The sequence below is a fragment of the Cupriavidus necator N-1 genome, assembly GCF_000219215.1.
Taxonomy (GTDB): Bacteria; Pseudomonadota; Gammaproteobacteria; order Burkholderiales; family Burkholderiaceae; genus Cupriavidus; species Cupriavidus necator.
On sequence record NC_015726.1, the window covers coordinates 308826 to 331171 of the forward strand.

Genomic DNA, 22346 nt, shown 5'->3' on the forward strand with positions numbered 1-22346 from the left:
GGCAGCGGAATGAAGGCAGCGTGACATCACAGCCCGTAGCGCTTGATCTTGTCATAGAGCGTAGCCTTGCCGACTTGCAGCAAGTCTGCCGCCTGGCTGACCGCACCACCGGTGCGCGCCAGTGCATCTGCAATCACGGCGCGCTCGAAGTGCTCCATCCGCTCGCGCAGCGGCGCGGCTTCATCGGGGCCCGCGGCCTGCGCACCTGCCTGCCCGCCCTCCGGCACGCCCAGCACCATCCGATCCGCGGCATTGCGCAGCTCGCGCACATTGCCAGGCCAGGGCCGCTGGGCCAGTGCCTGGCGTTGCGCCTCGGACAGGATCGGCGCCGGCCGCTGGTAGCGCACCGCAGACACCAGCGAGAAATGCTCGAACAGCGGCACGATGTCCTCGCGCCGTTCGCGCAACGGCGGCAGCGCAATGGTGACCACGTTCAGCCGGTAGTACAGGTCCTCACGGAAGCTGCCCTGCGCCACCAGCGCATCCATGTCGCCCTTGGCCGCGGCGACGATGCGCACATCGATCTTCACCGAGGCATTCGACCCCAGCCGCTCCAGCGAGCCTTCCTGCAGCACCCGCAGCAGCTTGACCTGCAGCGCCAGCGGCATGCTCTCGATCTCGTCGAGGAAGAGCGTGCCGCCCGAGGCATGTTCGAGCTTGCCGATGCGGCGCTTGCCGGCGCCGGTGAAGGCGCCGGCCTCGTGGCCGAACATCTCGCTCTCGAAGATGGCCTCGGGCACCGCGCCGCAATTCAGCGCGATAAACGGGCCTTCGGCACGGCCGGACAGCGCATGCAGGCTGCGCGCCACCAGTTCCTTGCCGGTACCGGTCTCGCCGTTGATCATCACCGGCACGTCGGTGGGCGCGACATTGGCCACCAGCGCGCGCACCTGCCCGATCGCGGGCGAGCGGCCGATGATACGCGTGCCCGCCGCAGGGCCGGCCAGTTCGCGGCGCAGCGCCTGGTTTTCCAGTTCCAGCGCGCGGCGTTCCAGCGCGCGGCGCACGGTGTCGGTGAGGCGGTCGGCACCGAAGGGTTTTTCGATAAAGTCGTAGGCGCCTTCGCGCATGGCCTGCACGGCCATGGTGATGTCGCCATGGCCGGTCACCAGGATCACCGGCACGCCCGGCGCGGCGTTGCGGCAGTGCTGCAGCAGGTCCAGGCCGCTGGCGCCGGGCAGGCGCACGTCGGTCACCACCACGCCGGCAAAGGCGCCGTGCAGGTGCGGGATCGCGGCCTCGGCGGAGGGCAGCGCCAGCACCGCGAAGCCGGCCAGCTCCAGGCTCTGCGCGGTGGCCTGACGCACCAGCGGCTCGTCTTCGACAAACAGGACACGCAGACCGTCTTGCATGGCAATACTCATTGAGAGGCGGAAACCGATGGTGCCGGATCGATGGCGGGGGCGCGCGCTAGCACCAGCGTGAACTGCGCGCCGCCGCCCGGCACGTTGGCCACGCTCAGCTGGCCGCCGAACTCGCGCACGATCGACGACGAGATCGCCAGCCCCAGCCCCAGGCCCTGCCCGGTTTCCTTGGTGGTGAAGAATGGTTCGAACAGGCGCGGCAGCGCTTCCGGCGCGATGCCGGTGCCGTTGTCTCGCACGACGACGGTGACGGCGTGGTCTTCTGCCTGCACGTCGAGATCGATCTGTCCCCGCGCCGGCGCGGCTGCCGCAATCGCATCCAGCGCGTTGCCGAGCAGGTTCAGCAGCACTTGCTCCAGCTTCAGCTCATCGGCGCGCACGGCGAGGCCGGGCAGGGCGTCCAGGCCGGTGACGCTGACCGTAACCGCGCCCAGCCGCGGCGCCAGCAGCGCCAGCACGTGGTCGACCGCCGCGCGCAGCGCCACCGGCCGGCGCACCGGGCGGGCCTTGCCGGCAAACAGCTTGAGCTGGCTGGTGATCTTGCCCATGCGCTCGGTCAGGTCAGCAATGGCGGTGAGGTTGCCTTCGGCCGCGGCCAGCTGGCCGCGCTCCAGCAGCACGCGGGTGTTGTCCGAGAACGTGCGCAGCGCCGCCAGCGGCTGGTTCAGCTCATGCGTGATGCCGGCCGCCATCTGCCCCAGCGCGGCCAGCTTGCTGGCCTGCACCAGTTCGTCCTGGGCCGCGCGCAGCTCGCTTTCCGCACGGGTGCGCTCGGCCACTTCATCTTCCAGCTTTTCATTGATCGCCATCAGGTCGACGGTGCGAGCCTCGACGCGGCGCTCCAGCTGGTCGTAGGCGGCCTCCAGCAGGCGGCGGCTGTACTGCATGTCGCGCGCGCGCTGGCGGCGCTGGCGCCAGTTGACCAGCAGCAGGCAGATGCAGGCATAGGCCAGCGCCGCCGCCACGGTGGCGTTGCGCGCATTGGCCAGCACCGGCTCCAGCGGCGCCATCACCTGCATGGTCCAGCCAGCGGGGCCGACCGTGCGGCCCAGTTCCAGGTAGCGGTCGGCGCGCTCGGCGCCGTCCGGGGCAAAGGTGGTCCTGGTGGCGGGCGATTCGTCGCGCACGCGCACCAGCCGCGCGCCGTCGGTCAGTGTGGTGTCCGCCAGCCAGCGCGTGACCGGCGAGGTCAGCGGCTCCAGCGGCAGCGGCGTCACTGCGCGGCCGTGGTACTGGCGGGTGTTTTCCATCTCGGCCTGCAGCGCCGGCGGCAGCGGGCGCAGGGTGCGGTACTGCCAGGCCGACACCGACGACAGGAAGATCACGCCATGGTCGTCGCTGACCATCAGCGGCTCGGCGCCGCTGCCGGCGCGCTGGAACCACTCCAGGTTGAGCTTGACCACGGTCACGCCGATGACCTTGCCGCCCGACTCGACCGGCTGCGCGAGGTAGTAGCCGGGCTCCTCGCTGGTGATGCCGATGGCATAGAAACGCCCCATCTTGCCGCCCGCGGCGGCCTGGAAGTAGGGGCGGAAGCGGTAGTCGGTGCCGACAAAGCTGCCGGGCTGGCCGTGGTTGCTGGCCGCCAGCGCAATGCCGTTGGCGGCGATCACATAGGTGGCCGAGGCATGCGCGCGGCGATTGACCTCCGCCAGGTACTGGTTGGCGGCGGCCACGCGTTGCGGGTCGTTGGGGGAGTCCAGCAGCCCGCGCACGAAGGGGTGCAGCGCGACCAGCGCGGGCAGGAATTCGTAGCGGTCGAGGGTGCTTTCCAGCGTGGCGGCGTAGCGGTCGGCGCGCGTGGCTGTGCTTTGCTGGAGGGTGGCCAGGCCGCGCTGGACCGAGACCAGCCAGGTCAGCGCGCACAGCAGCAGCAGGCCTGCGGCCAGGGCGACCGCAAAGCCCCACCAGCGGCCGTTGCCGCTGTCCGGCGCATGGGCCGGATGCGCGGCAGACGGGGCGGCGGGGTCATGCACGGCGAGAAAGTCGTCTGAGTGTGGCATCGGCGCGCGCGAAGGCTGTCGCGCCGATGATACTCGCTGGCGGGTGGCCGGGGCAGCCACCCGCATGGCGTCAGACGTTCTGGCCGGCGTCGGCCAGTACTTCAGCATCGCGGCCGCCGTGTTGCAGCACACTGTTGAGCTTCTTGCGGTCAAGCTCGCGCTCCCATGCCGAGACCACCACCGTGGCCACGCCGTTGCCGATGATGTTGGTCAGCGCGCGGCACTCGCTCATGAAGCGGTCGATGCCAAGGATCAGCACCATGCCCGCCACCGGGATGGTCGGCACCACCGCCAGCGTCGCGGCCAGCGTGATGAAGCCCGAACCGGTCACGCCGCTGGCGCCCTTGGAGGTGATCATCGCCACCGTCAGGATGGTCAGCTGCTGCATCAGCGTCAGCTCGATGCCGGTTGCCTGTGCAATGAAGATCACCGCCATCGTCATGTAGATGTTGGTGCCGTCCAGGTTGAACGAATAGCCGGTGGGCACCACCAGGCCCACCACCGAGCGCGAGCAGCCGAGCTTTTCCAGCTTCTCCATCATGTGCGGCAGCGCCGCTTCCGACGAGCTGGTGCCCAGCACGATCAGCAGCTCTTCCTTGATGTACGAGATGAAGCGCAGGATGCTGAAGCCGGTCAGGCGCGCCACCGTGCCCAGCACGAACACCACGAAGACGATGGCCGTGAAGTAGAAGGTGCCGATCAGCTTGAGCAGCGGCACCAGCGAGCCCAGGCCGTACTTGCCGATGGTGAACGCCATCGCGCCGAAGGCGCCGATCGGGGCCACCTTGGTGATCACGTGGACGATGTGGAAGAACACCTTGGAGACCTGCTCGATCAGCTGCACCACGATGCGCGCGCGCTCGCCGAGCACGGCCAGCGCGGCGCCGAAGAACAGCGACACCAGCAGGATCTGCAGGATGTCGCCGTTGGCGAAGGCGCTGAAGACCGTGTCCGGGATGATGTGCATCAGGAACTCGACCGTGCTCTGGCCGTGCGCCTTGGACACGTACTGGGCAATGGCCTTGGTGTCCAGCGTGGCCGGGTCGATGTTGAAGCCCACGCCCGGCTTGAGCAGGTGCGCGGCGCCCAGCCCGATCAGCAATGCGAAGGTCGACACCACTTCAAAGTACAGCAGCGCCTTGCCGCCCACGCGGCCGACCTTCTTCATGTCGCTCATGCCGGCGATGCCGGTCACCACGGTACAGAAGATGATCGGGCCGATGATCATCTTGATCAGCTTGATAAAGCCATCGCCCAGCGGCTTCATGGCCACGCCGGTGTCTGGCCAGTAGTGGCCGAGCAGGATGCCGACGAAGATGGCGAACAGGACCTGCACGTACAGGATCTTGTAGAAGGGTTTTCTCATGATGTCGTCCTCGGTGTTGACCGTACCCGGCGGGGCCGCGCGGGCTGCGCGCCGTCACGGTTGCGGCGCGTTCAGGGAGGGAATTCGCAACCGCCGTGCCAGTCAAACCGGCATTGCTAACTGGTTGATTCACAAGGAAACGACGGCCTGGCAGGGGCGCGCGGCCTCCGGGATTCCGGAAATCCGGACGGTGTGGCTCCGGGGTTTCGGAATGCCGGAGGCATCACAGGTGCGCGAAGCGCCACCCGCCGGGAGCCGGCGGCAACTTCGACGGCCGTGCCAGGGCGCCGCCATCGCGGACATGCCGCCGCGACACCGTATAATTCCGAGCTTCCGTTCAATGCCGTCCGGGCTGTGCCGCCGTCCGGGGCCGCCTTCTCACACCGTACGCATGAGCAGCTACTACCAGCACCACGTCTTCTTCTGCCTGAACCAGCGCGAGGCCGGCGAGAACTGCTGCGCCAACCACAACGCCCAGGCGATGCAGGAATACGCCAAGAAGCGTTGCAAGGAACTGGGCATCGCCGGCGGCGAAGGCCGGGTGCGCATCAACAAGGCAGGCTGCCTGAACCGTTGTGAACTCGGCCCGGTGCTGGTGGTCTACCCCGAGGCCATCTGGTACACCTTTGTCGATGAGCACGACATCGACGAAATCATCGACAGCCACCTGATGAAGGGCAAGCCTGTCGAACGGCTGATGGTGGACCGCTGAACGAACCGAGGCCGGCGCATGCCGGCTTGTTGTTTCCCTGTTTCGCCGCTTTGCCGTATTGCCCGCCGCCCGCCAGCCGGACGGTTTTTTTCATTTTTGCCCGGGCTTGCCGCCGGGCGCTTGCTTCACCGCCATCCTGACCGCCATCATGAACGCGCATACCCAGGTACTTTCCATTGCCGGTCCCGCCGGTGCGATCGATCTCTCGGTAGACCTGCCGCAAGGTGAGCCGCGCGGCCTGGCGCTGGTGGCGCATCCGCATCCGCTGTTCGGCGGCACCAAGGACAACAAGGTTGCGCAGACGCTGGCGCGCAGCTTCGTGCAGCTGGGCTATGCTACGGTGCGCCCCAACTTCCGCGGCGTGGGCGGCAGCGCCGGCGAGCATGACAACGGCATCGCCGAGCAGGACGACCTGCTGGCCGTGGTGGCCTGGATGCGCCAGCAGACCGCGTGGTCGGCACAGGCCGCAACGCTGCCGCTGGCCATGGGCGGGTTCTCGTTCGGCAGCTTCGTCACCACCCACGTGGCACGCCGCCTGGCCGAGGCCGGCACGCCCGCGCAGCGACTGGTGCTGGTGGGCACCGCCGCCAGCCGCTGGCAGGTGGCCGAGGTTCCGGCCGATACCATCGTGATCCATGGCGAACAGGACGACACCGTGCCGCTGGCCAGCGTGTTCGACTGGGCCCGCCCGCAGGAGCTGCCGGTGATCGTGATCCCCGGCGCCGACCATTTCTTTCACCGCAAGCTGCATCTGATCAAGCAGCTCGTCGTCAATGCGTGGGACCGGTGAGGCCGGCACGCCGCCACCCGGACCATCCCCGCGCCACCTTCTTACTGTCGGAAAACAGAAACATGCTGAATAGAGCCACGACACGCCTTTCGTCCGCTTTTGCTCCCGCCGCCATCGCCGCCGCCGTCGTGCTGGCCGCCGCGCCTGCCGCCGTCCTGGCGCAGGGCGTGCCGATGCCGCAGGTCGCAGCCAAGTCGTGGATGCTGTATGACGTGACCAGCGGCCAGGCCCTGGCGTCGCAGAATGCCGACGCGCGCATCGAGCCGGCCTCGCTGACCAAGCTGATGACCGCCTACCTCGCGTTCGAGGCACTCAAGGAAAAGCGCCTGACGCTGGACCAGTCGGTGGTGCCGACCAGCCTGGTGCTCAAGGTCAAAAGCGACGAGTCGCGCATGTTCATCGAGCCCAACAAGCCGGTCACCGTGCAGGACCTGCTGCTGGGCCTGATCGTGCAGTCGGGCAACGACGCCGCGCTGGCGCTGGCCGAAGCCGTGGGCGGCTCGGAGGAGGGCTTCGTCGCGATGATGAACCGCGAGGCCCAGCGCATGGGCATGAAGAACACCCACTTCACCAACACCGACGGCATTCCCGACCCGAACCACTACACCACCGCGGTGGACCTGGCGACGCTGACCACGCGCCTGATCAAGGACTTCCCCGAGTACTACGCCATGTACTCGCAGAAGGAGTTCACCTATAACAAGATCAGGCAGCCCAACCGCAACCGCCTGCTGTATATCGACCCGACCGTGGACGGGGTCAAGACCGGCCACACCAAGTCCGCCGGCTACTGCCTGATCTCGTCGGCCAAGCGGCCGCTGGCCAACGTGCCGGACGGCTCGCGCCGCCTGATCTCGATCGTGATCGGCACCACCACCGAACAGGTGCGCACCCAGGAAAGCCTGAAGATCCTCAACTACGGCTTCCAGTTCTTCGACACGCTGCGCCTGTACGACAAGGGCCAGGTGCTGGCCACGCCGGACATCTACAAGGGCAAGAGCGGCACGGTCAAGATCGGCGTGCAGAACGAGACCTTCGTCACCGTGCCCAAGGGCACCGGCGGGCGCCTCAAGCCGGTGCTGGAGCGCCAGGAACTGCTGATCGCGCCGATCTCGGCGGGCCAGCAGGTGGGCATGGTCAAGCTGATGGACGGCACCAACAAGGTGGCGGAGTTCCCGGTGGTGGCGCTGGAAGAAGTGCCCGAGGCCGGCTTCTTCGGCCGCCTGTGGGACACCATCCGCCTGTGGTTCAAGCGCAAGTGACCTGAATGCGCGCAAGCTGGCGCGCCATGCGGCGCGCCGGTTTCGTGCCGGAGAATCCGACATGACAACCGACAACCAAGGCAGCGGCAACAAGCCTGGCGATATCCCGCCGGAGCAGTCGCTGATCGAGTATCCCAGCCACTTCCCCATCAAGGTGATGGGCGCGATGCAGGACGGCTTTGCCGAGGCCATCGTCGAGCTGGTGCAGGGATTCGATCCCGACTTCCACGCAGGCAAGATGGAAATGCGCCCCTCGAGCGGCGGCAACTACCTGGGCCTGACCGTGACAGTGTGGGTCACCAGCCGCGAGCAGCTCGACGACTTGTATCGGGCGCTGACGTCGCATCCGATGGTGAAGGTCGTCCTCTAAGGCGTCTTTCCCGCATTGTTTTCTCCCCTCTCCCGCGCGCGGGAGAGGGGCAGGGGGTGAGGGCAGGCGCTGGCATACCGACACGCATCACTTCGTCGACGCTCCCGCCCTCACCCCCACCCCTCTCCCGCAAGCGGGAGAGGGGTGCCGCCTTGATGCGTTCGCGCCAGTTTCAATTGCTGGTGGCCTGCAGTTTCCCCATACCAACATGAACACCATCACCCTGAAACCCGGCAAGGAAAAATCCCTGCTGCGCCGCCACCCGTGGATCTACGCCACCGGCATTGCCACGACCGAAGGGCGCTGCGAGCCGGGCGCAACCGTGATCGTGCGCGCCGCCGACGGCCGCTTCCTGGCCAAGGCCGCCTACAGCCCCGAGTCGCAGATCCGCGCGCGCGCGTGGACCTTCGATGAAAACGAGCCGGTCGACCACGCCCTGTTCAAGCGCCGCGTGGCCGCGGCCATTGCCTACCGGCGCCAATGGGTGAAGGACAGCGACGCGGTGCGGCTGATCTTCGGCGAATCCGACCGGCTGCCCGGCCTGATCGTCGACTACTACGGCAATGGTGAAAAGGGCCAGCTGGTGTGCCAGTTCAATTCGGCCGGCGTGGAACACTGGAAGACCGCGATCGTGCAGGCACTGGTCAAGGAGACCGGCTGCCCCAACGTCTATGAGCGTTCCGATGCCGCCGTGCGCCAGCGCGAAGGCCTGGAGCTGGTGACCGGCGTGTTGGCCGGCGCCGAGCCGGATCCGGCGCTGTCGGTCACCGAGCACGGCGTGCGCTACTACGTCGACGTGCGCAACGGCCACAAGACCGGCTTCTATGTCGACCAGCGCGACAACCGCAAGCTTGTGGGCGACCTGGCCGTCGGGCGCGAGGTGCTGAACTGCTTCTGCTATACCGGCGGCTTCTCGCTGGCGGCGCTGCGCGGCGGCGCCACCTCGGTGACCTCGATCGATTCATCGGGCGAGGCGCTGAAGATCGCCGCGGGCAATGTCACGCTCAACGGCTTCGAACCCGAGCGCGCCACCTGGCTCGATGCCGACGTGTTCAAGACCCTGCGTGAATTCCGCGCCGAGGGTCGCCAGTTCGACCTGATCGTGCTGGACCCGCCCAAGTTCGCCCCGTCGGCGCAGCATATCGACCGCGCCGCGCGCGCCTACAAGGAAATCAACCTGGTCGGCATGCAGCTGCTGCGCCCGGGCGGGCTGCTGTTCACCTACTCGTGCTCGGGCGCGATCAGCATGGAGCTGTTCCAGAAGATCGTGGCGGGCGCGGTCACCGATGCGCGCGCCGATGCGCGCATCCTGCGGCGGCTGTCGGCGGGCACGGATCACCCGATGCTGGCCGCGTTCCCGGAAGGGGAGTACCTGAAGGGATTGCTGCTGGAAAAGGTGGCGTAGGCCAGCCAGGCCACGCATTCACGGACGGGCAGGCGCGAGTCACGAACAAACTCTCTGAAATGCATGCCTTCGTGGCCGTGGTCGATGCCGGCAGCATTACCGAGGCGGCACGGCGGCTGGACACGACCAAGTCGGTGATCAGCCAGCGTGTGCAGATGCTGGAGCAACGGCTCGGCGCCGTGATGCTGCAACGCGGGCGCGGTGCCGCGGCGACCGAAGCGGGGCAAGTCTTCCACGAATACTGCGTGCGCATCGTGGGCGAGGCCGAGGACGCCGTACTGGCCGCCAATACGAGCCTGCGCGGCCTTCGAGGTCGGCATGGTGCCGGCCAAGCTGCGCTACTACGCCGGGCTCGCGCTCACCGAATACGGCCGCGCCGCCGAGCCGCGGCCGGGGCGGCTGTCGCTGGTGCTGCGCGAGCCGATGGGCGTGGCCGGCATCATCGCGCCGTGGAATTCGCCGGTGGTGCTGATGGTGCGCTCGCTGGCGCCGGCACTGGCGGCGGGCTGCACGGCGGTGATCAAGATGCCGGGGCAGACGGCGCTGACAAATGCGCTGGTGGCGCGCATCATGGCGCGCGCGCTCGAGGCGGGCACCGTGTGGATCAACAACTGGGCGTCGGTCTACGACGAATTCGAGGAGGGCGGCTACAAGCAGTCGGGGCAGGGCCGGCTCAACGGCGTGGCCGCGATCGATGACTTCGTCGAATACAAGCACATCGCGCTGGCGCCGGGGTAGCGCACAGGCTCAGCGCCACATATTCCGCATCCGGCTGGCCAGGTCCACCGGCGCCAGCGCCGGCCTTGCCGGCGCCTCGCCCGGCATCGGCGGCGGCGGCCAGGCACGGCTGTGGAAGTTGGGCATCACGCGATTCGGCAGGAAGCGCGTGCGCGACGCATACACATGCCGGTCGCCGAAGCCTACCTGCTGATGCACATAGAAGCGCTGCGGCACCACGATGTCCAGGTGGTCCTTGGCCCGCGTCATCGCCACATAGAGCAGCCGCCGTTCTTCCTCGATCTCTTCGGTGGTGCCGGTCGCCAGGTCGCTCGGCATGCAGCCGTCGACCGCATTGAGCACGTATACCGCCTTCCACTCCTGGCCCTTGGCGGAGTGGATGGTCGACAGGATCAGGTAGTCCTCGTCGCGCGAGGGCACGCCGGATTCGTCGCTGGAGGCGCTGGGCGGGTCCAGCGTCAGCTCGGTCAGGAAGCGCTCGCGCGCGCCGTAGGTGGCGGCGATGCGCTCCAGCTGCTGCAGGTCGGCCTGGCGCGCGGCGGCATCGTCGTGCAGGCGCTCCAGGTGCGGCGCGTACCAGGCCAGCACTTGCTCGAACTCCGACGGCCACGGCGAGGTGGGCGCCATCAGCGCGCGCGCCAGCGCCAGCAGGTCGGCCCAGGCGGGCGCGGCGGCCGGCGGCGGCTCGAATTCCTCCAGCGAGAACAAGGGCTCGGTGGCCAGCGCCATCGCATCCAGCACGCGCGCCGCGGTCTTGGGGCCGATGCCGGGCAGCAGCTGCAGCGTGCGGAAGCCCGCCATGCGGTCGCGCGGGTTTTCCAGCCAGCGCACCACCGCCAGCACGTCCTTGACGTGGGTCGACTCCAGGAATTTCAGTCCGCCGAACTTCACGAACGGGATATTGCGCCGGGCCAGCTCGATCTCCACCTGCGCACTGTGGTCGGCGGCGCGGAACAGCACCGCCTGCGCCATCAGCGTCAGGCCGGCCTCGCGCCGCGCCAGCACCTGCTCGACCACGTAGCGGGCCTGGTCGGCCTCATCGTTGACCACGATCACGCCGGGCTTTTCGGCCGAGGCGCGCTCGGACCACAGGTCCTTGGTATAGCGCTCGGCCGCCAGCCCGATCACGGCGTTGGCGGCCTGCAGGATCGGCTGCGTCGAGCGGTAGTTCTGCGACAGCGTGACCTGCTGCGCGGCCGGCGTGAACTGCGCCGGGAAGTCCAGGATATTGCGCACGGTAGCGCCGCGGAAGGCGTAGATCGACTGCGCGTCGTCGCCCACCACGGTCAGGCCGCGGCCGTCCGGTCGCATGGCCAGCAGGATCGACGCCTGCAGCGCATTGGTGTCCTGGTATTCGTCGACCAGCACATGGTCGAAGCGCGCGCCCATGTCCTGCGCGATGGTGGGCTCGGCCATGGCCTGCGCCCAGTACAGCAGCAGGTCGTCATAGTCCAGCACATGCTGCTTCTGCTTGGCCTCGACATAGCCGGCGAACAGGGTGCGCAGCGCATCGGCCCACATCGCGTAGCGCGGGAACTGCTGCCTGAGCACGTCTTCCAGCAGCGCCTGGGTGTTGACCACGCGCGAGTAGATCGACAGGCAGGTTTCCTTCTTCGGGAAGCGGCTCGCGGTCTCTGACAGCCCCAGGTCGTGGCGCACCACGTGCATCAGGTCGGCGGCATCGCCGCGGTCGCTGATGGTGAAGGCGGGCGACAGGCCCAGGGTCTCGGCGTATTCGCGCAGCAGGCGCGCGCCGATGGCGTGGAAGGTGCCGGACCATTGCAGCGCCGCGCGCCCCGCGCCGGTCTGGGTGCCGAGTGCCTGGTCGACGATGCGCTCGACGCGCCGTCCCATCTCGGCCGCGGCGCGGCGCGAGAACGTCAGCAGCAGGATGCGGCGCGGATCGGCACCGGCCAGCACCAGGTGCGCGACCCGGTGCGCCAGCGTATTGGTCTTGCCCGAGCCGGCGCCGGCGATGATCAGCAGCGGCGCGTCGCTGCCGTGTTCCACCGCGGCGCGCTGCTCCGGGTTGAGCCGGGACAGGTAGGCGGGGACGTCATCGGCGTCAGGGGCCGCGAGGTCGGCGGCGGGGGCTAGGTCCAAAGTCACAGGCGGGGCTCGGGGAAGGCTCAGAAAAGGCTGGCGCCAACTGTATATCCATACAGGGATGTCGCGCAACCTGCTGCCCTGGCGATCGTGCCTAAAAACAAAAAAAGGTGCTCAATGAGCACCTTTTCGCTGCGGTTGCCGCCGGGAGCGTTACGCGGACTTTGCCAGCGCGCCATCCAGCAGCTTGTGCAGTGCATCCCACTCGGGCTCGCCCACATAGCGCTTCAGGATGCGACCGTCCTTGTCTACCACGAAGGTGGTCGGCGTCAGCTGCACATTGCCGAAGGCCTTGGCCGCGGCGCCGTCGGAATCCATGGCCACCTTGAACGGCAGGCCGCGCGTCTTGGCGTAGTTCATCACATACATGGGCGGGTCGTAGTTCATCGCCACGGCGACGAATTCCAGCCCCTTGCCCTTGAACTGCTCATAGGTGCGGACCATGTCCGGCATTTCCTTGACGCAGGTGGCGCAGCTGGTGGCCCAGAAGTTGATCATGTAGACCTTGCCCTTGAGGTCGGCGGTGCTGACCTTCTCGCCCGACAGCAGCGTGAAGGTGGCCGCCGGGGCCGTATTGGCCGGCGACAGCGCGCGGTAGCCGAACCAGCCCAGCAGCGCGAGCACGACCACGGCCACGACGATGGGCCAGGGCTTGCGGGAGGTTTTGATGGCAGGAGCAGCAGTGGTCATGGAATCCGGGTCAGGCAGGTTCGGGTCAGCATTGGGACATTCTAATGCCGCGGGCGTTCGCGCGCTGCGCGGGGCCGGGCTGCGGCAATCTGCCGCAAGCGCGCCAATCCGTTCAGCGCCGGGTGGCGATGGCGGCGCGTGCCTGGTCCAGCGCCTGTTCCAGGTAGGCGCCGTAGAAATCCGGCTGCATGCCGCGCAGCGGGCCGGCGGCGGCGCGGCCCTGGCGGTCCAGGAACAGCACCGTGGGCGCCACCTGCACCTGGTGCGCCCGCGCCCACGCGCGCGCGGTAGTCAGGCTGCCGTCGGCATCGCGCAGCGGGGTGTCGGAGGTCATGTCGAGTTCGCGCACGGCAATCTCGCCGGCGGCGGCCTGCGGGCCGAGGTAGTTGCGGCGCACGGCATCGCAATAGCTGCAGCCCGGCATCGACACCAGCACCACCAGCGGCTCGCCGCGGCGCGCGGCCTCGGTGCCGTGGGCGGCCAGGTCGGTGGCCGGCGGCAGATGAGCGGGGCTGGCGGCGGCGGGCATGCTGGTTGCGGCTGCCAGCAACGCGCTCGCGGCCACCCAGCGCAGGCTGGTGGTGGCAAAGACGTGGCGGGCGATGCGGGCGGCAGGCATGGCAGGAACGTGGGGGCAGGGGGTAGTGGGAGCGGCGCGGCAAGCACTGGCGCGCCGCTTTCGGGATAATACCGGTTTCCGCCCGCAGGCGATGGCGCCCGCCAGCGCCGCCCGCAGCCTGTGCGCGCCGTCCCCCCATGGATTCCCGATGCGTCTTGTGCCGCCCCCGCCGAGCTTTCCTGCCGCTGTCCGCCGGCCGCTGCTGTGCTGTGCCGCCGTGCTGGCATTCGCCCTGTGCGCCTGTTCGCCGCGCTATGACTGGCGCACCATCCAGTCTGGCGAGGGCGCCTATGCCGCGCTGTATCCGGGCAAGCCCACCAGCGCCGCGCGCGACGTGACCATTGCCGGGCGCAAGCTGCCGATGACGATGGAAGCCGCGCGCGTCGACGACACGCTCTTCGCCGTGGGCGTGGTGACGCTGCCCGCCGATGACGAAGCCCTGCGGCGCGAGGCGCTGGCGGCGATGCAGGCCGGCCTGCTGGCCAACCTTGGCACGCCGTCGGGCGAGCCGCGCGCGCGGCCGGTCACCATGATGAGTGCCGACCGTCCGGGCCGCCCGCTTGCCGGCGTGGAAGTGCAGGCCAGCGGGGTGTCGCCGCAGGACCAGTCGCCGCGCCGGCTGACGGCGCGCCTGGTGGCCGTGGGTACGCGCGCGTACCAGGCGGTGGTGCTGGAATCGGGCGATGCCGCGCGCGCGCGCCAGGCCGAGCAGGTGGAGCAGTTCCTGGGCGGCTTCCACCCGTTCTGACGCGCCGCGCCGCAGGAAAAATTGTTTGTGCCGTGGCTGCGGGATCGTGGCCCCGGCATCGTTGTCGTCAAAGGAGAGTAGGGATGCGTTGGGAAGTGTGGTTGGCTTATTTCGCTGCGTGCTGGGTGATCGCCGTGTCGCCGGGGTCGGGCGCGGTGCTGTCGATGAGCCATGGGCTCTCATATGGGCTGCGCAGGACCACCACCACCATCTTCGGTCTGCAGGCCGGGCTGGTGATCGTGCTGCTGGTGGCGGGCGGCGGGCTGGGCGCGCTGCTGCTGGCCTCGGAGCAGGCTTTCATGGTGGTCAAGACGATTGGCGCGCTGTACCTGATCTACCTCGGCGTGCAGCAATGGCGCGCGAAGATGGAGAGCGGGGCGGACCAGGGTGGCGGCGCCGCCCCCGTGCGCGTGGCGGTGATGAGCCGGCGCCGGCGCTTTGCCACCGGCCTGCTGACCAATGTGACCAACCCCAAGGGCATCATCTTCATGGTCGCGGTGCTGCCGCAGTTCATCGATCCCAACCGGCCGCTGGCGCTGCAGCTGGCGATCCTGGCCGCCACCATGTGCTGCGTGGACCTGGTGGTGATGCATGGCTATGCGCTACTGGCTTCGCGCATGCAGGGGCTGTTCCGCAATGCGCGCGCGGTGCGCTGGCAGAACCGCTTCTTTGGCAGCGTGCTGATGGCGGTGGGCGCGGCGCTGTTCTTCGTGCGCCGGCAACACGCCTGAGCAGGGCTTGCATCATTACTGGCGCGCACCGGCCGGGTTTGCTTCAATGAGGAGGAAACCCGGCCACGGAGACCCCGCATGCCCGCCTTGCCGAACCCCCGCGCCGTTGCGCGCCTGCAGCCGCGCCATACCGTGCCCCCGGTCGAAGAGCCCGGGCCGCCGGGCATCCCCCCGGACTTGCCGTTGCCGCCAGAGGAAGACCCGACCCCGCCCCCGGTCGAGCCGCCGGTGGCCGGGCATGCGGGGCGCTACGGCGTCAGTTCGTAGAAGTCGTTCAGGTAGTACGCGTCGGTCAGTTCGACCGGCTGGTCGTCATGGGTGTAGCCGGTGCGCCGGATGTGCAGCAGCGGCTCGCCCGGCTCGATGCCCAGTCGTGCGGCCAGCTCCTCGGTTGCCACGATCGCGCGCAGCTTCTCGGTGACGCGCAGCACCGGCTTGCCGATCCGCTCCAGGTAGGCGTACAGCGATTCGCCGATGGCGCTGGCGTCGGGCAGCACGGCCAGCGCCAGCGTGGTCACATCGATCCAGAAAATCTGCCCGTCGGCCTTGCGCAGGCGGGTCAGCCTGACGATCTCATCGGCGTCCGGCAGTGCCAGCGCCGCGGCCTCCTGCGTCGTGGCGCGGCGGCGTTCGAACGCCACCCGCTCGCTGGCCGGCGTCATGCCGCGCCGGCGCGCCAGCTCGCTGAAGTTGTCCAGCCGCGCCGCCACTTCGGCTCAGGGCGCGGCGCGATAAAGGTGCCCGCGCCGCGGCTGCGCGTGATCGCGCCTTCCTCCGCCAGCACCTGCTGGGCGCGGCGGGCCGTGACGCGTGAAATCCCCAGGGGATCGGCGATGACACCGCCCACATCGCCTTCGGCCATGCGGCTGACGGACACGGGGCCGCTTTCGAGCGCGCCCTGCAAGCCATGCCCACCTGCCCCCCGCCGCCGCAGCCGTGCGCGGCTGCGGTCGACCTTCCCCATCGGCCACAACAACGACGGCCGCGCCGGTGGATACCGTCTGCCTATCCAGGAGTCATTGATCATGAAACGCATTGCTCTGACGGCGCTGCTCGCAGCGTCGGCCGGGGGCGCCTGCGCCCAGTCCGCCGGCACCGGCATCACCTTGTACGGCCGCGCCGTGGCCGGCCTCGACTAGGTCAACGGCATCGCCCGCCCGGGCGGCGACGTGGGCACCTTCCGCTTCGGCAGCAACCAGTACGGCGTCAGCTTCTGGGGCATGCGCGGTGCCGAGGACCTTGGCGGCGGACTGCGTCGGGTCTTCAACCTGGAGGGCATGATCACCTCCGGCACCGGGCGCTACGATCCGCTATTCAACCGGCGCGCGCAAGTGGGCCTGGCCAGCAACGACTGGGGCACGCAGCTGCTGGGCCGGGCCATGAGCCTGACCGATGACGAGAGCGGCGCGATCGACCCGATGGGCCTGCAGGCCAGTTCGGTCGCCACCCTGGTCTATGGCCGCAACTGGGGCTCGCGCCTCAATGCCGCGACCTACAACTCGCCGGTGTGGGGCGGGCTGAGTGTGCGCGCGCAGGCCGGCAGCGACGGCATGGCGGGCAGCTTCAACAGCGGCAAGCAGCTGAGCGCGGCCATCAAGTACGCGCAGGGCAACCTGAACCTGACCGGCATCTACGAGGAACTGCGCGACGCGCAGAGCCGCATGGACAACCTGTACGCCAGTTCGCGCCAGTACACGCTAGGCGGCAGCTATGCGCTGAACAACCTGCGCCTGTTTGCCGGCTACAACCTGACCGTGTCCTCGGGCGATACCGTGGCCACGCCGGAGAACTCCTACGCCGCCACGCGCAGCCAGATGGCATGGGTCGGCGCCAACTACCGCTTGCTGCCGGCGCTGACGCGGCTGTCCGGCGTCTACTACGCCACCCTGAACAAAAGCGGCGGGCATGGCACGCTTGTCACACTGGGCGCAAAGTATGACTTGTCGAAGCGCACCTCGCCGTATGGCACGGTGGCGTCGGTGTTCAACTCGCGCATGCCACCGTCTCGGTGGAGGCGTCGCCGGACACCATGCCGCGCGCCGGGGCGAACCAGCAGGGCAATGCCGGCATCATCCACCGGTTCTGACGGTGGCTGGCCGGTGATTGAAATGTATTGGAGAGCATTGCCATGAAAGGAAACATCCTGACACCGGCCGGCTGGATCTTCGGAGAGATCCATGCCGGCCCGGACGGACGCATCGCGCGCATTGAGGGCGTGCCCGCCTCGCCTGAGCACAACGATGCCCCGTACGTGCTGCCGGGGTTTGTCGACCTGCTCAACCACGGCGGCGGCGGCAAGGACTTCATGGATGGCGAGGCCGCGGTGCCAGTGATCCTGCGCGCGCATGTGCGCTTTGGCACCTCCAGCCTGCTGGGCAGTACCATGACCTCGCCGCACGACGTGCTGCTGCCCGCACTGCAGGCGCTGGGCCGGGCCTGCGCGCAGCGCCCGCCCGGCGCGGCGCGCATGCTGGGCGTGCACCTGGAAGGGCCATATATCAACCCCGGCAAGCTGGGCGCGCAGCCGGATACCTCGGCCACTGCCACGCCCGAAGAACTGGAGCAGTACCTGGGCGCCGCGCCGCTGAAGGTGGTGACGCTGGCGCCCGAGCTGCCGGGGCATCTGGACATCATCCGCCTGCTGGCCGCACGCGGCGTGCGCGTGCAGCTGGGCCACACGCTGGGCACCTATGAGGACGCCGTGGCCGCGCTGGACGCCGGCGCCAGCGGCTTCACCCACCTGTTCAACGCAATGACCCCACTGCAGCACCGCGCGCCCGGCGTGGTCGCGGCAGCGCTGGCGCATGCCGAGTTTGCCGAGCTGATCCCCGACCTGCTGCACGTCCACCCCGGCGCCATCCGCGCCGCGCTGCGCGCGATTCCGCGGCTGTATGCGGTGACTGACGCCACCGCCGCCGCGGGCATGCCGGACGGCGTGTACCACCTGGGCAGCCAGACCGTCTACAAGGCCCACGGCAGCGTGCGCCTGGCTGACGGCACGCTGGCTGGCAGCGTGCTGACCATGGACCAGGCGCTGCGCAACTTTGTGTCGATCGGGCTGGACCTGGCCGATGCGTCGCGGCGCGTGTCGCTCTATCCGGCCCAGTACCTGGGCATGTCCGACCGCGGCATGCTGGCACAGCGCTGCTGGGCCGACGTGGTCGTGCTGGACCGCGCGCTCTCGGTGCGCACCGTTTATGTCGAAGGAGAATGCTGTGTCGAGAATGCTTGAAGAGGCGCTGAGCGCGCCGGCCGTGGTGGCCGCGCAGTTGGCGCAGGCGCCGCGCGTGGCCGCGCTGGCTGCGCAACTCGCCGCGCAGGCCTGGCCCGCGGCGCTGACCGTGGCGCGCGGCAGTTCGGACCATGCCGCCAGCTACTTCGCCACGCTGGTCACGCGCCGGCTGGGCGTGCCGGTGGCCTCGCTGCCGATGTCGACGGTGACGCTGCACGACAGCGCGCTGCGCGTGGCTGGGCAGCTGGCGGTGGCGTTCTCGCAGTCGGGCCGCAGCCCGGACCTAGTCGAGACCATGCAGGCGCTGCGCGACGGCGGCGCCGCCACCGTGGCGCTGGTCAACGCCCCGGATTCGCCGCTGGCGCAGGCGTGCGCGTATGAATTGCCCTTGCTTGCCGGGCCTGAGCAGAGCGTGGCCGCGACCAAGAGCTATATCGCCATGCTGTCGATGTCGGCGCTGCTGGTGGGGCATCTCGAGGCCGCGCGCAGCGGCGAGCGCGAGCTGGTCGATGCCTGCGCAGGCTTGCCGGCCGCGCTGGAGCAAGCGGCAGCGCAGGACTGGTCGGCGCTGGTGCCCGCGCTGCGCGACGTGGAGCGCATGATCGTACTGGGCCGCGGCGCGGGCCTGGCGATCGCGCAGGAAGCGGCGCTCAAGCTCAAGGAGACCTCCGGCATTCAAGCCGAGGCCTTCTCCGGCGCCGAAGTGCGGCATGGCCCGATGGAAATCATCGGCGACGGCTACCCGCTGCTGGTGTTCGCGCCGCGCGGACCGGAACAGGCCGGGCTGCTGGCGCTGGCCGCCGAGATGCGCAAGCGTGGTGCGCGCGTGCTGCTGGCGGCGCCTCCTGGCACGGTTGATGCGGAGCTGCCCCCGGAGTTGCCACTGGTGCCGGCCGGCCATCCGCTGCTCGATCCGATCTGCGCCATCCAGAGCTTCTATGTCGCCGCGCAGGCGCTGGCGCTGGCACGCGGCCGCAATCCCGACCAGCCGCAGTACCTGCGCAAGGTGACCGAGACGCGCTGAGCCGGCCCATACTGCCCCAATACCGCCCCACGCCGCCCCGGCAAGCAAGGAGTCCGTCATGCAAACCACCCGAACCGCCTCTTCCTCCGGTACAGCCGACGCGCGGCCGCTGGACCTCGTCATCTTCGGCGGCGCCGGCGACCTGTCGGCGCGCAAGCTGCTGCCATCGCTCTACATGTGCCACCGTGACGGCAACCTGCCCGACGGCACCCGCATCATCGGCGTGGGCCGGCACCGCTGGGACCGCGAGGCCTTTGTCAATTTTGCCGATGAAAGCGCGCAACCCTTTGTCGAAGCGCGCTATCTCGAGCCGGCCAAATGGCAGACCTTCCTGCAGCGGCTGGATTTCGTGCACGTTGACGCCTCGCAGTCCGGGGACTATCCGGCGCTGGCCGCGCAGCTGCGCCAGGACGCGCTGCGCATCTACTACATGGCGATGCCGCCCGGCTTGTTCGCGGCCACCTGCGACAACCTTGCCAGCCATGGCCTGATCGCCAACGACACGCGGCTGGTGCTGGAAAAACCGCTGGGCGTGGACCTGGCCTCGGCCATCGGCATCGGCGAGGTGGTCAGCCGCTACTTCAGCGAGGACCGCACCTACCGGATCGACCACTACCTGGGCAAGGAAACGGTGCAGAACCTGATGGCGCTGCGCTTCGGCAATTCGATCTTCGAGCCGCTGTGGCGCACGCCGTTCGTGCGCAGCGTGCAGATCACCGTGGCCGAGACCGTGGGCGTGGGCACGCGCGGCGGCTTCTACGACGAGGCCGGCGCCATGCGCGACATGGTGCAGAACCACCTGCTGCAGCTGGTCAGCATCCTGGCGATGGAGCCGCCGGCATCGCTCACCTCCGATGCGGTGCGCGATGAAAAGCTCAAGGTACTGCGCTCGCTGCGGCCGATGTCGCCCGAGGACGTGCGCCGCAACACCGTGCGCGGCCAGTACACCGCGGGCGCCATCGCCGGCGAGCTCGTGCGCGGCTACCTGCAGGAAGAAGGCATTCCGCCCGACAGCCGCACCGAGACCTTCGTCGCGATGCGCGCCGAACTGGGCACGTGGCGCTGGAACAAGGTGCCGTTCTACCTGCGCACCGGCAAGCGCATGCAGGAGCGCGTGACCGAGGTGGTGATCAACTTTGCCGAGGTGCCGCATTCGATCTTCGATGCCGGCAGCACGCTCCAACCCAACCGCATGGTGATCCGGCTGCAGCCGGAAGAGTCGGTGCGGCTGACGCTGATGGTCAAGCAGCCGGGCGAGGGCATGAAGCTGAAACCGCTGAGCCTGGCGCTGAACCTGGACTCGGCCTTCACCACCCGGCGCGCCGAAGCCTACGAGCGCCTGCTGCTCGACGTGATCCGCGGCCGGCTGGCGCTGTTCGTGCGGCGCGACGAACTGCAGGCCGCCTGGACCTGGGTCGACCCGATCCTGGAAGCGTGGCGCCAGCAGGACGAAGGCCCGCGCCCCTATACCGCCGGCACCTGGGGCCCGGCGGCATCGTCGGCGTTCATGGCGCGCGAAGGCGTGCAGTGGTCGGAGGAGGCGTGATGCGGCTGACCGAACGCCCTGCATGGCGGGCTCTCGCCGCGCTGGCGGTGCAGCCGCTGCCGCATCTGCGTGAACTGGTGCTCGAGCCGGGCCGCGGCGACTATGCGCGCTTGTCGGCTGCCGGCATCGAACTGGACTTCACGCGGCAACGCATCAACGGCACTGTCCATGAAGCGTTGCTGGCCCCGGCGCAAGACGCGGGCATCGAGGCGCAGCGCGACGCCATGCTCGCCGGGGAGCCCGTCAACGCCACCGAAGGCCGCGCCGTGCTGCACGTCGCGCTGCGCGGCGGCGCCGACGCGCATCCACCCTAGGGCCGCCAGCTGGCGGCGGAAATCGATGCGGAACTGACGCACGCCTGCGACTTCGCCGATGCCGTGCGCGATGGCCACGTGCGCGGCTTCGGCGGCGCGCCGGTCCGGCATGTGGTCAGCCTCGGCATCGGCGGTTCCGATTTGGGACCGCGCATGGCCTGCGAGGCGCTGGCCGCGCACGCCAGCGACGCCGTGCAGCTGCATTTCGTCTCCAACCCGGACCCGGCGCAGCTATGCGCCGTATTGCGCCAGGCCGATGCCGCCACCACGTTGTTCCTGGTCTCGTCCAAGACCTTCACCACGCACGACACGCTGATCAATGCCGCCTCGGCGCGGCAATGGCTGCTGGACCACGGCTGTCCAGCGCAACAAGTGCCGGCGCAGTTCGCCGCAATCACTGCCAACGCCGCGTGTGCCGTGGCCGAGGGCTACCTGCCGCAGCAGGTATTCCGTTTCTGGGGCTGGGTCCGCGGACGCTATTCGCTGTGGTCGGCCATCGGCCTGCCGGTGATGATCGCCGCCGGCCCGCGCCAGTTCCGCGCGCTGCTGGACGGCGCGCACGCCATGGACACGCACTTCCGCAGCGCCCCGCTCGCACAAAACCTGCCGGTGGCGATGGCACTGTGCGGCATCTGGAACCGCAATTTCCTGGGCGCGCCGACGCAGCTGGTCGCGCCCTACGCGGCACCGCTGGCCAGGCAGCCCGCCTACCTGCAGCAGCAGGACATGGAGTCGTGCGGCAAGCGCGTGGACGCGGCGGGCAGGGTAGTGGAACACGATACCGGCTTCATCGTCTGGGGCGGCCTGAGGCTGGACGGCAGCACACCTACTTCCAGCTGCTGCACCAGGGCACGCACCTGGTGTGCAGGCCGACCTGATCGGCACGCGCCGCTGCGAGGTGCCGCTGCTGCGGGCGCAGAAGCATCACCAGCTGGTGCTGGCCAATCTGCTGGCGCAGGCCAGCGCGCTGTCTTGCGGACGCAACCACGATGAGACGCTGGCCGCGCTGTCGGCATCCGGCCTGCCGCCGCAGGAGGCCGCACGGCTGGCACCCCATCGCACCTTCACCGGCAACGTGCCGGTCAGCCTGCTCTGGCTGGACATGCTCGACGCCGCGTCCCTGGGCGCGCTGATCGCGCTGTACGAGCACAAGGTCTTCGTGCAGGCCGCGATCTGGGGCATCCACGCCTATGACCAGTGGGGCGTGGAACTGGGCAAGGCGATCGCGTCGGCCATGCAGGCGTGCCTGGCGCGGCGCGAGGTGCCCAAGGAGATGGATCCGGCGGGGGCGGCGACGCTGGCTTCGCTTGTCGGTTAGGCCGAGGC

At 69.0% G+C, this 22346-nt stretch carries 22 protein-coding genes and 2 pseudogenes; 16 read left to right on the forward strand and 8 right to left on the reverse strand.

Annotated elements, in window-relative coordinates; translation table 11 throughout:
- Nucleotides 1-26: 26 nt before the first annotated feature.
- The 3 genes from CNE_RS01535 to CNE_RS01545 all read right to left on the reverse strand — a co-directional run bounded on the left by CNE_RS01535 (nucleotide 27) and on the right by CNE_RS01545 (nucleotide 4733).
- Complete coding sequence (locus CNE_RS01535) at nucleotides 27-1352, reverse strand: sigma-54-dependent transcriptional regulator (RefSeq protein WP_041227706.1); 1326 nt, start codon at nucleotides 1350-1352, stop codon at nucleotides 27-29.
- Between the two features lie 8 nt (nucleotides 1353-1360).
- Nucleotides 1361-3367, reverse strand: coding sequence for a sensor histidine kinase (locus tag CNE_RS01540; protein WP_013955396.1), 2007 nt, complete (start codon nucleotides 3365-3367; stop codon nucleotides 1361-1363).
- Nucleotides 3368-3437: 70 nt separating this feature from the next.
- Complete coding sequence (locus CNE_RS01545; protein WP_013955397.1) at nucleotides 3438-4733, reverse strand: dicarboxylate/amino acid:cation symporter; 1296 nt, start codon at nucleotides 4731-4733, stop codon at nucleotides 3438-3440.
- Between the two features lie 391 nt (nucleotides 4734-5124).
- On the opposite strand from CNE_RS01545, the gene CNE_RS01550 reads away from it, so the two are divergent.
- From CNE_RS01550 to CNE_RS01575, 7 genes and pseudogenes are all read left to right on the forward strand, one after another.
- Nucleotides 5125-5445, forward strand: a complete 321-nt coding sequence (locus CNE_RS01550; protein WP_010814863.1) for a (2Fe-2S) ferredoxin domain-containing protein — start codon at nucleotides 5125-5127, stop codon at nucleotides 5443-5445.
- A 148-nt stretch (nucleotides 5446-5593) separates the two neighbouring features.
- Nucleotides 5594-6235 carry an alpha/beta hydrolase gene (locus tag CNE_RS01555; protein ID WP_010814862.1) on the forward strand — a complete coding sequence of 214 codons (642 nt, stop codon included), beginning with the start codon at nucleotides 5594-5596 and terminating at the stop codon, nucleotides 6233-6235.
- Between the two features lie 62 nt (nucleotides 6236-6297).
- Entirely contained in the window at nucleotides 6298-7497 is a 1200-nt protein-coding gene (locus CNE_RS01560) for a D-alanyl-D-alanine carboxypeptidase family protein (RefSeq protein WP_013955398.1), read from the forward strand.
- Between the two features lie 61 nt (nucleotides 7498-7558).
- The gene (locus CNE_RS01565) at nucleotides 7559-7867 is read left to right on the forward strand and encodes a YbeD family protein (RefSeq protein WP_013955399.1); all 309 of its coding nucleotides are present in this window, start codon (nucleotides 7559-7561) and stop codon (nucleotides 7865-7867) included.
- A 208-nt stretch (nucleotides 7868-8075) separates the two neighbouring features.
- Complete coding sequence (locus CNE_RS01570; protein WP_013955400.1) at nucleotides 8076-9272, forward strand: class I SAM-dependent rRNA methyltransferase; 1197 nt, start codon at nucleotides 8076-8078, stop codon at nucleotides 9270-9272.
- Between the two features lie 59 nt (nucleotides 9273-9331).
- A pseudogene (locus tag CNE_RS39035) lies at nucleotides 9332-9439 on the forward strand (helix-turn-helix domain-containing protein); the annotation flags it as partial.
- A gap of 151 nt (nucleotides 9440-9590) precedes the next feature.
- Complete coding sequence (locus tag CNE_RS01575) at nucleotides 9591-10010, forward strand: aldehyde dehydrogenase family protein (protein ID WP_013955401.1); 420 nt, start codon at nucleotides 9591-9593, stop codon at nucleotides 10008-10010.
- A gap of 9 nt (nucleotides 10011-10019) precedes the next feature.
- Here the strand turns inward: CNE_RS01575 and CNE_RS01580 are convergent, their stop codons facing one another.
- The 3 genes from CNE_RS01580 to CNE_RS01590 form a co-directional block, all read right to left on the reverse strand.
- On the reverse strand, nucleotides 10020-12119 hold the full coding sequence (locus CNE_RS01580) for an ATP-dependent helicase (protein WP_041227708.1): 2100 nt from the start codon (nucleotides 12117-12119) through the stop codon (nucleotides 10020-10022).
- Between the two features lie 150 nt (nucleotides 12120-12269).
- Nucleotides 12270-12806 (reverse strand): TlpA disulfide reductase family protein, encoded by a 537-nt coding sequence (locus CNE_RS01585; protein WP_013955403.1) that lies wholly within the window; start codon nucleotides 12804-12806, stop codon nucleotides 12270-12272.
- 112 nt (nucleotides 12807-12918) lie between these two features.
- Nucleotides 12919-13425, reverse strand: a complete 507-nt coding sequence (locus CNE_RS01590) for a SoxW family protein (protein ID WP_013955404.1) — start codon at nucleotides 13423-13425, stop codon at nucleotides 12919-12921.
- Between the two features lie 148 nt (nucleotides 13426-13573).
- Between CNE_RS01590 and CNE_RS01595 the strand changes: the two genes are divergently transcribed.
- The 3 genes from CNE_RS01595 (at nucleotide 13574) to CNE_RS01605 (ending at nucleotide 15171) form a co-directional block, all read left to right on the forward strand.
- Nucleotides 13574-14173 carry a hypothetical protein gene (locus CNE_RS01595; protein ID WP_041227710.1) on the forward strand — a complete coding sequence of 200 codons (600 nt, stop codon included), beginning with the start codon at nucleotides 13574-13576 and terminating at the stop codon, nucleotides 14171-14173.
- An 83-nt stretch (nucleotides 14174-14256) separates the two neighbouring features.
- A complete protein-coding gene (locus CNE_RS01600) occupies nucleotides 14257-14904 on the forward strand; it encodes a LysE family transporter (RefSeq protein WP_013955406.1) in 648 nt (215 codons plus the stop codon).
- Nucleotides 14905-14982: 78 nt separating this feature from the next.
- Nucleotides 14983-15171: a hypothetical protein gene (locus CNE_RS01605; protein WP_013955407.1), complete on the forward strand. Its 189-nt coding sequence runs from the start codon at nucleotides 14983-14985 to the stop codon at nucleotides 15169-15171.
- On the opposite strand, the gene CNE_RS41970 is transcribed toward CNE_RS01605, so the two are convergent.
- On the reverse strand, nucleotides 15153-15614 hold the full coding sequence (locus CNE_RS41970; RefSeq protein WP_238553028.1) for a GntR family transcriptional regulator: 462 nt from the start codon (nucleotides 15612-15614) through the stop codon (nucleotides 15153-15155). The two genes, CNE_RS01605 and CNE_RS41970, sit on opposite strands and share 19 nt — an antisense overlap.
- On the reverse strand, nucleotides 15563-15781 hold the full coding sequence (locus CNE_RS41975; RefSeq protein ID WP_228772305.1) for a GntR family transcriptional regulator: 219 nt from the start codon (nucleotides 15779-15781) through the stop codon (nucleotides 15563-15565). Before CNE_RS41975 ends, CNE_RS41970 begins: the two co-directional genes overlap by 52 nt.
- Before the next feature lie 292 nt (nucleotides 15782-16073).
- Between CNE_RS41975 and CNE_RS01615 the strand changes: the two genes are divergently transcribed.
- From CNE_RS01615 to CNE_RS42680, 6 genes and pseudogenes are all read left to right on the forward strand, one after another.
- Nucleotides 16074-17036: a porin gene (locus tag CNE_RS01615; RefSeq protein WP_013955409.1), complete on the forward strand. Its 963-nt coding sequence runs from the start codon at nucleotides 16074-16076 to the stop codon at nucleotides 17034-17036.
- Nucleotides 17033-18136, forward strand: coding sequence for an N-acetylglucosamine-6-phosphate deacetylase (nagA, locus tag CNE_RS01620; RefSeq protein WP_013955410.1), 1104 nt, complete (start codon nucleotides 17033-17035; stop codon nucleotides 18134-18136). The genes CNE_RS01615 and nagA overlap by 4 nt, the downstream gene beginning before the upstream one ends.
- Complete coding sequence (locus CNE_RS01625; RefSeq protein ID WP_013955411.1) at nucleotides 18129-19160, forward strand: SIS domain-containing protein; 1032 nt, start codon at nucleotides 18129-18131, stop codon at nucleotides 19158-19160. Before nagA ends, CNE_RS01625 begins: the two co-directional genes overlap by 8 nt.
- Before the next feature lie 58 nt (nucleotides 19161-19218).
- Nucleotides 19219-20706, forward strand: coding sequence for a glucose-6-phosphate dehydrogenase (gene zwf / locus CNE_RS01630; protein ID WP_013955412.1), 1488 nt, complete (start codon nucleotides 19219-19221; stop codon nucleotides 20704-20706).
- Nucleotides 20706-22013 (forward strand): annotated as a pseudogene (locus tag CNE_RS41980) (hypothetical protein). The gene zwf and the pseudogene CNE_RS41980 overlap by 1 nt, the downstream one beginning before the upstream one ends.
- On the forward strand, nucleotides 21955-22338 hold the full coding sequence (locus tag CNE_RS42680) for a glucose-6-phosphate isomerase (RefSeq protein WP_013955415.1): 384 nt from the start codon (nucleotides 21955-21957) through the stop codon (nucleotides 22336-22338). The pseudogene CNE_RS41980 and the gene CNE_RS42680 overlap by 59 nt, the downstream one beginning before the upstream one ends.
- Nucleotides 22339-22346 lie beyond the last annotated feature (8 nt).

What these genes read in the sequence shown, in the direction of transcription:
- CNE_RS01625 (WP_013955411.1), top strand. Translation starts at nt 18,129, where the DNA reads ATGCTTGAAGAGGCGCTGAGCGCGCCGGCCGTGGTGGCCGCGCAGTTG.
- CNE_RS01595 (WP_041227710.1), top strand. Translation starts at nt 13,574, where the DNA reads ATGCGTCTTGTGCCGCCCCCGCCGAGCTTTCCTGCCGCTGTCCGCCGG.
- CNE_RS01555 (WP_010814862.1), top strand. Translation starts at nt 5,594, where the DNA reads ATGAACGCGCATACCCAGGTACTTTCCATTGCCGGTCCCGCCGGTGCG.
- zwf (WP_013955412.1), top strand. Translation starts at nt 19,219, where the DNA reads ATGCAAACCACCCGAACCGCCTCTTCCTCCGGTACAGCCGACGCGCGG.
- CNE_RS01560 (WP_013955398.1), top strand. Translation starts at nt 6,298, where the DNA reads ATGCTGAATAGAGCCACGACACGCCTTTCGTCCGCTTTTGCTCCCGCC.
- nagA (WP_013955410.1), top strand. Translation starts at nt 17,033, where the DNA reads ATGAAAGGAAACATCCTGACACCGGCCGGCTGGATCTTCGGAGAGATC.
- CNE_RS01570 (WP_013955400.1), top strand. Translation starts at nt 8,076, where the DNA reads ATGAACACCATCACCCTGAAACCCGGCAAGGAAAAATCCCTGCTGCGC.
- CNE_RS01565 (WP_013955399.1), top strand. Translation starts at nt 7,559, where the DNA reads ATGACAACCGACAACCAAGGCAGCGGCAACAAGCCTGGCGATATCCCG.
- CNE_RS01585 (WP_013955403.1), bottom strand. Translation starts at nt 12,806, where the DNA reads ATGACCACTGCTGCTCCTGCCATCAAAACCTCCCGCAAGCCCTGGCCC.
- CNE_RS01575 (WP_013955401.1), top strand. Translation starts at nt 9,591, where the DNA reads ATGGTGCCGGCCAAGCTGCGCTACTACGCCGGGCTCGCGCTCACCGAA.
- CNE_RS01540 (WP_013955396.1), bottom strand. Translation starts at nt 3,367, where the DNA reads ATGCCACACTCAGACGACTTTCTCGCCGTGCATGACCCCGCCGCCCCG.
- CNE_RS01545 (WP_013955397.1), bottom strand. Translation starts at nt 4,733, where the DNA reads ATGAGAAAACCCTTCTACAAGATCCTGTACGTGCAGGTCCTGTTCGCC.
- CNE_RS01600 (WP_013955406.1), top strand. Translation starts at nt 14,257, where the DNA reads ATGCGTTGGGAAGTGTGGTTGGCTTATTTCGCTGCGTGCTGGGTGATC.
- CNE_RS01550 (WP_010814863.1), top strand. Translation starts at nt 5,125, where the DNA reads ATGAGCAGCTACTACCAGCACCACGTCTTCTTCTGCCTGAACCAGCGC.
- CNE_RS01605 (WP_013955407.1), top strand. Translation starts at nt 14,983, where the DNA reads ATGCCCGCCTTGCCGAACCCCCGCGCCGTTGCGCGCCTGCAGCCGCGC.
- CNE_RS01590 (WP_013955404.1), bottom strand. Translation starts at nt 13,425, where the DNA reads ATGCCTGCCGCCCGCATCGCCCGCCACGTCTTTGCCACCACCAGCCTG.
- CNE_RS01535 (WP_041227706.1), bottom strand. Translation starts at nt 1,352, where the DNA reads ATGCAAGACGGTCTGCGTGTCCTGTTTGTCGAAGACGAGCCGCTGGTG.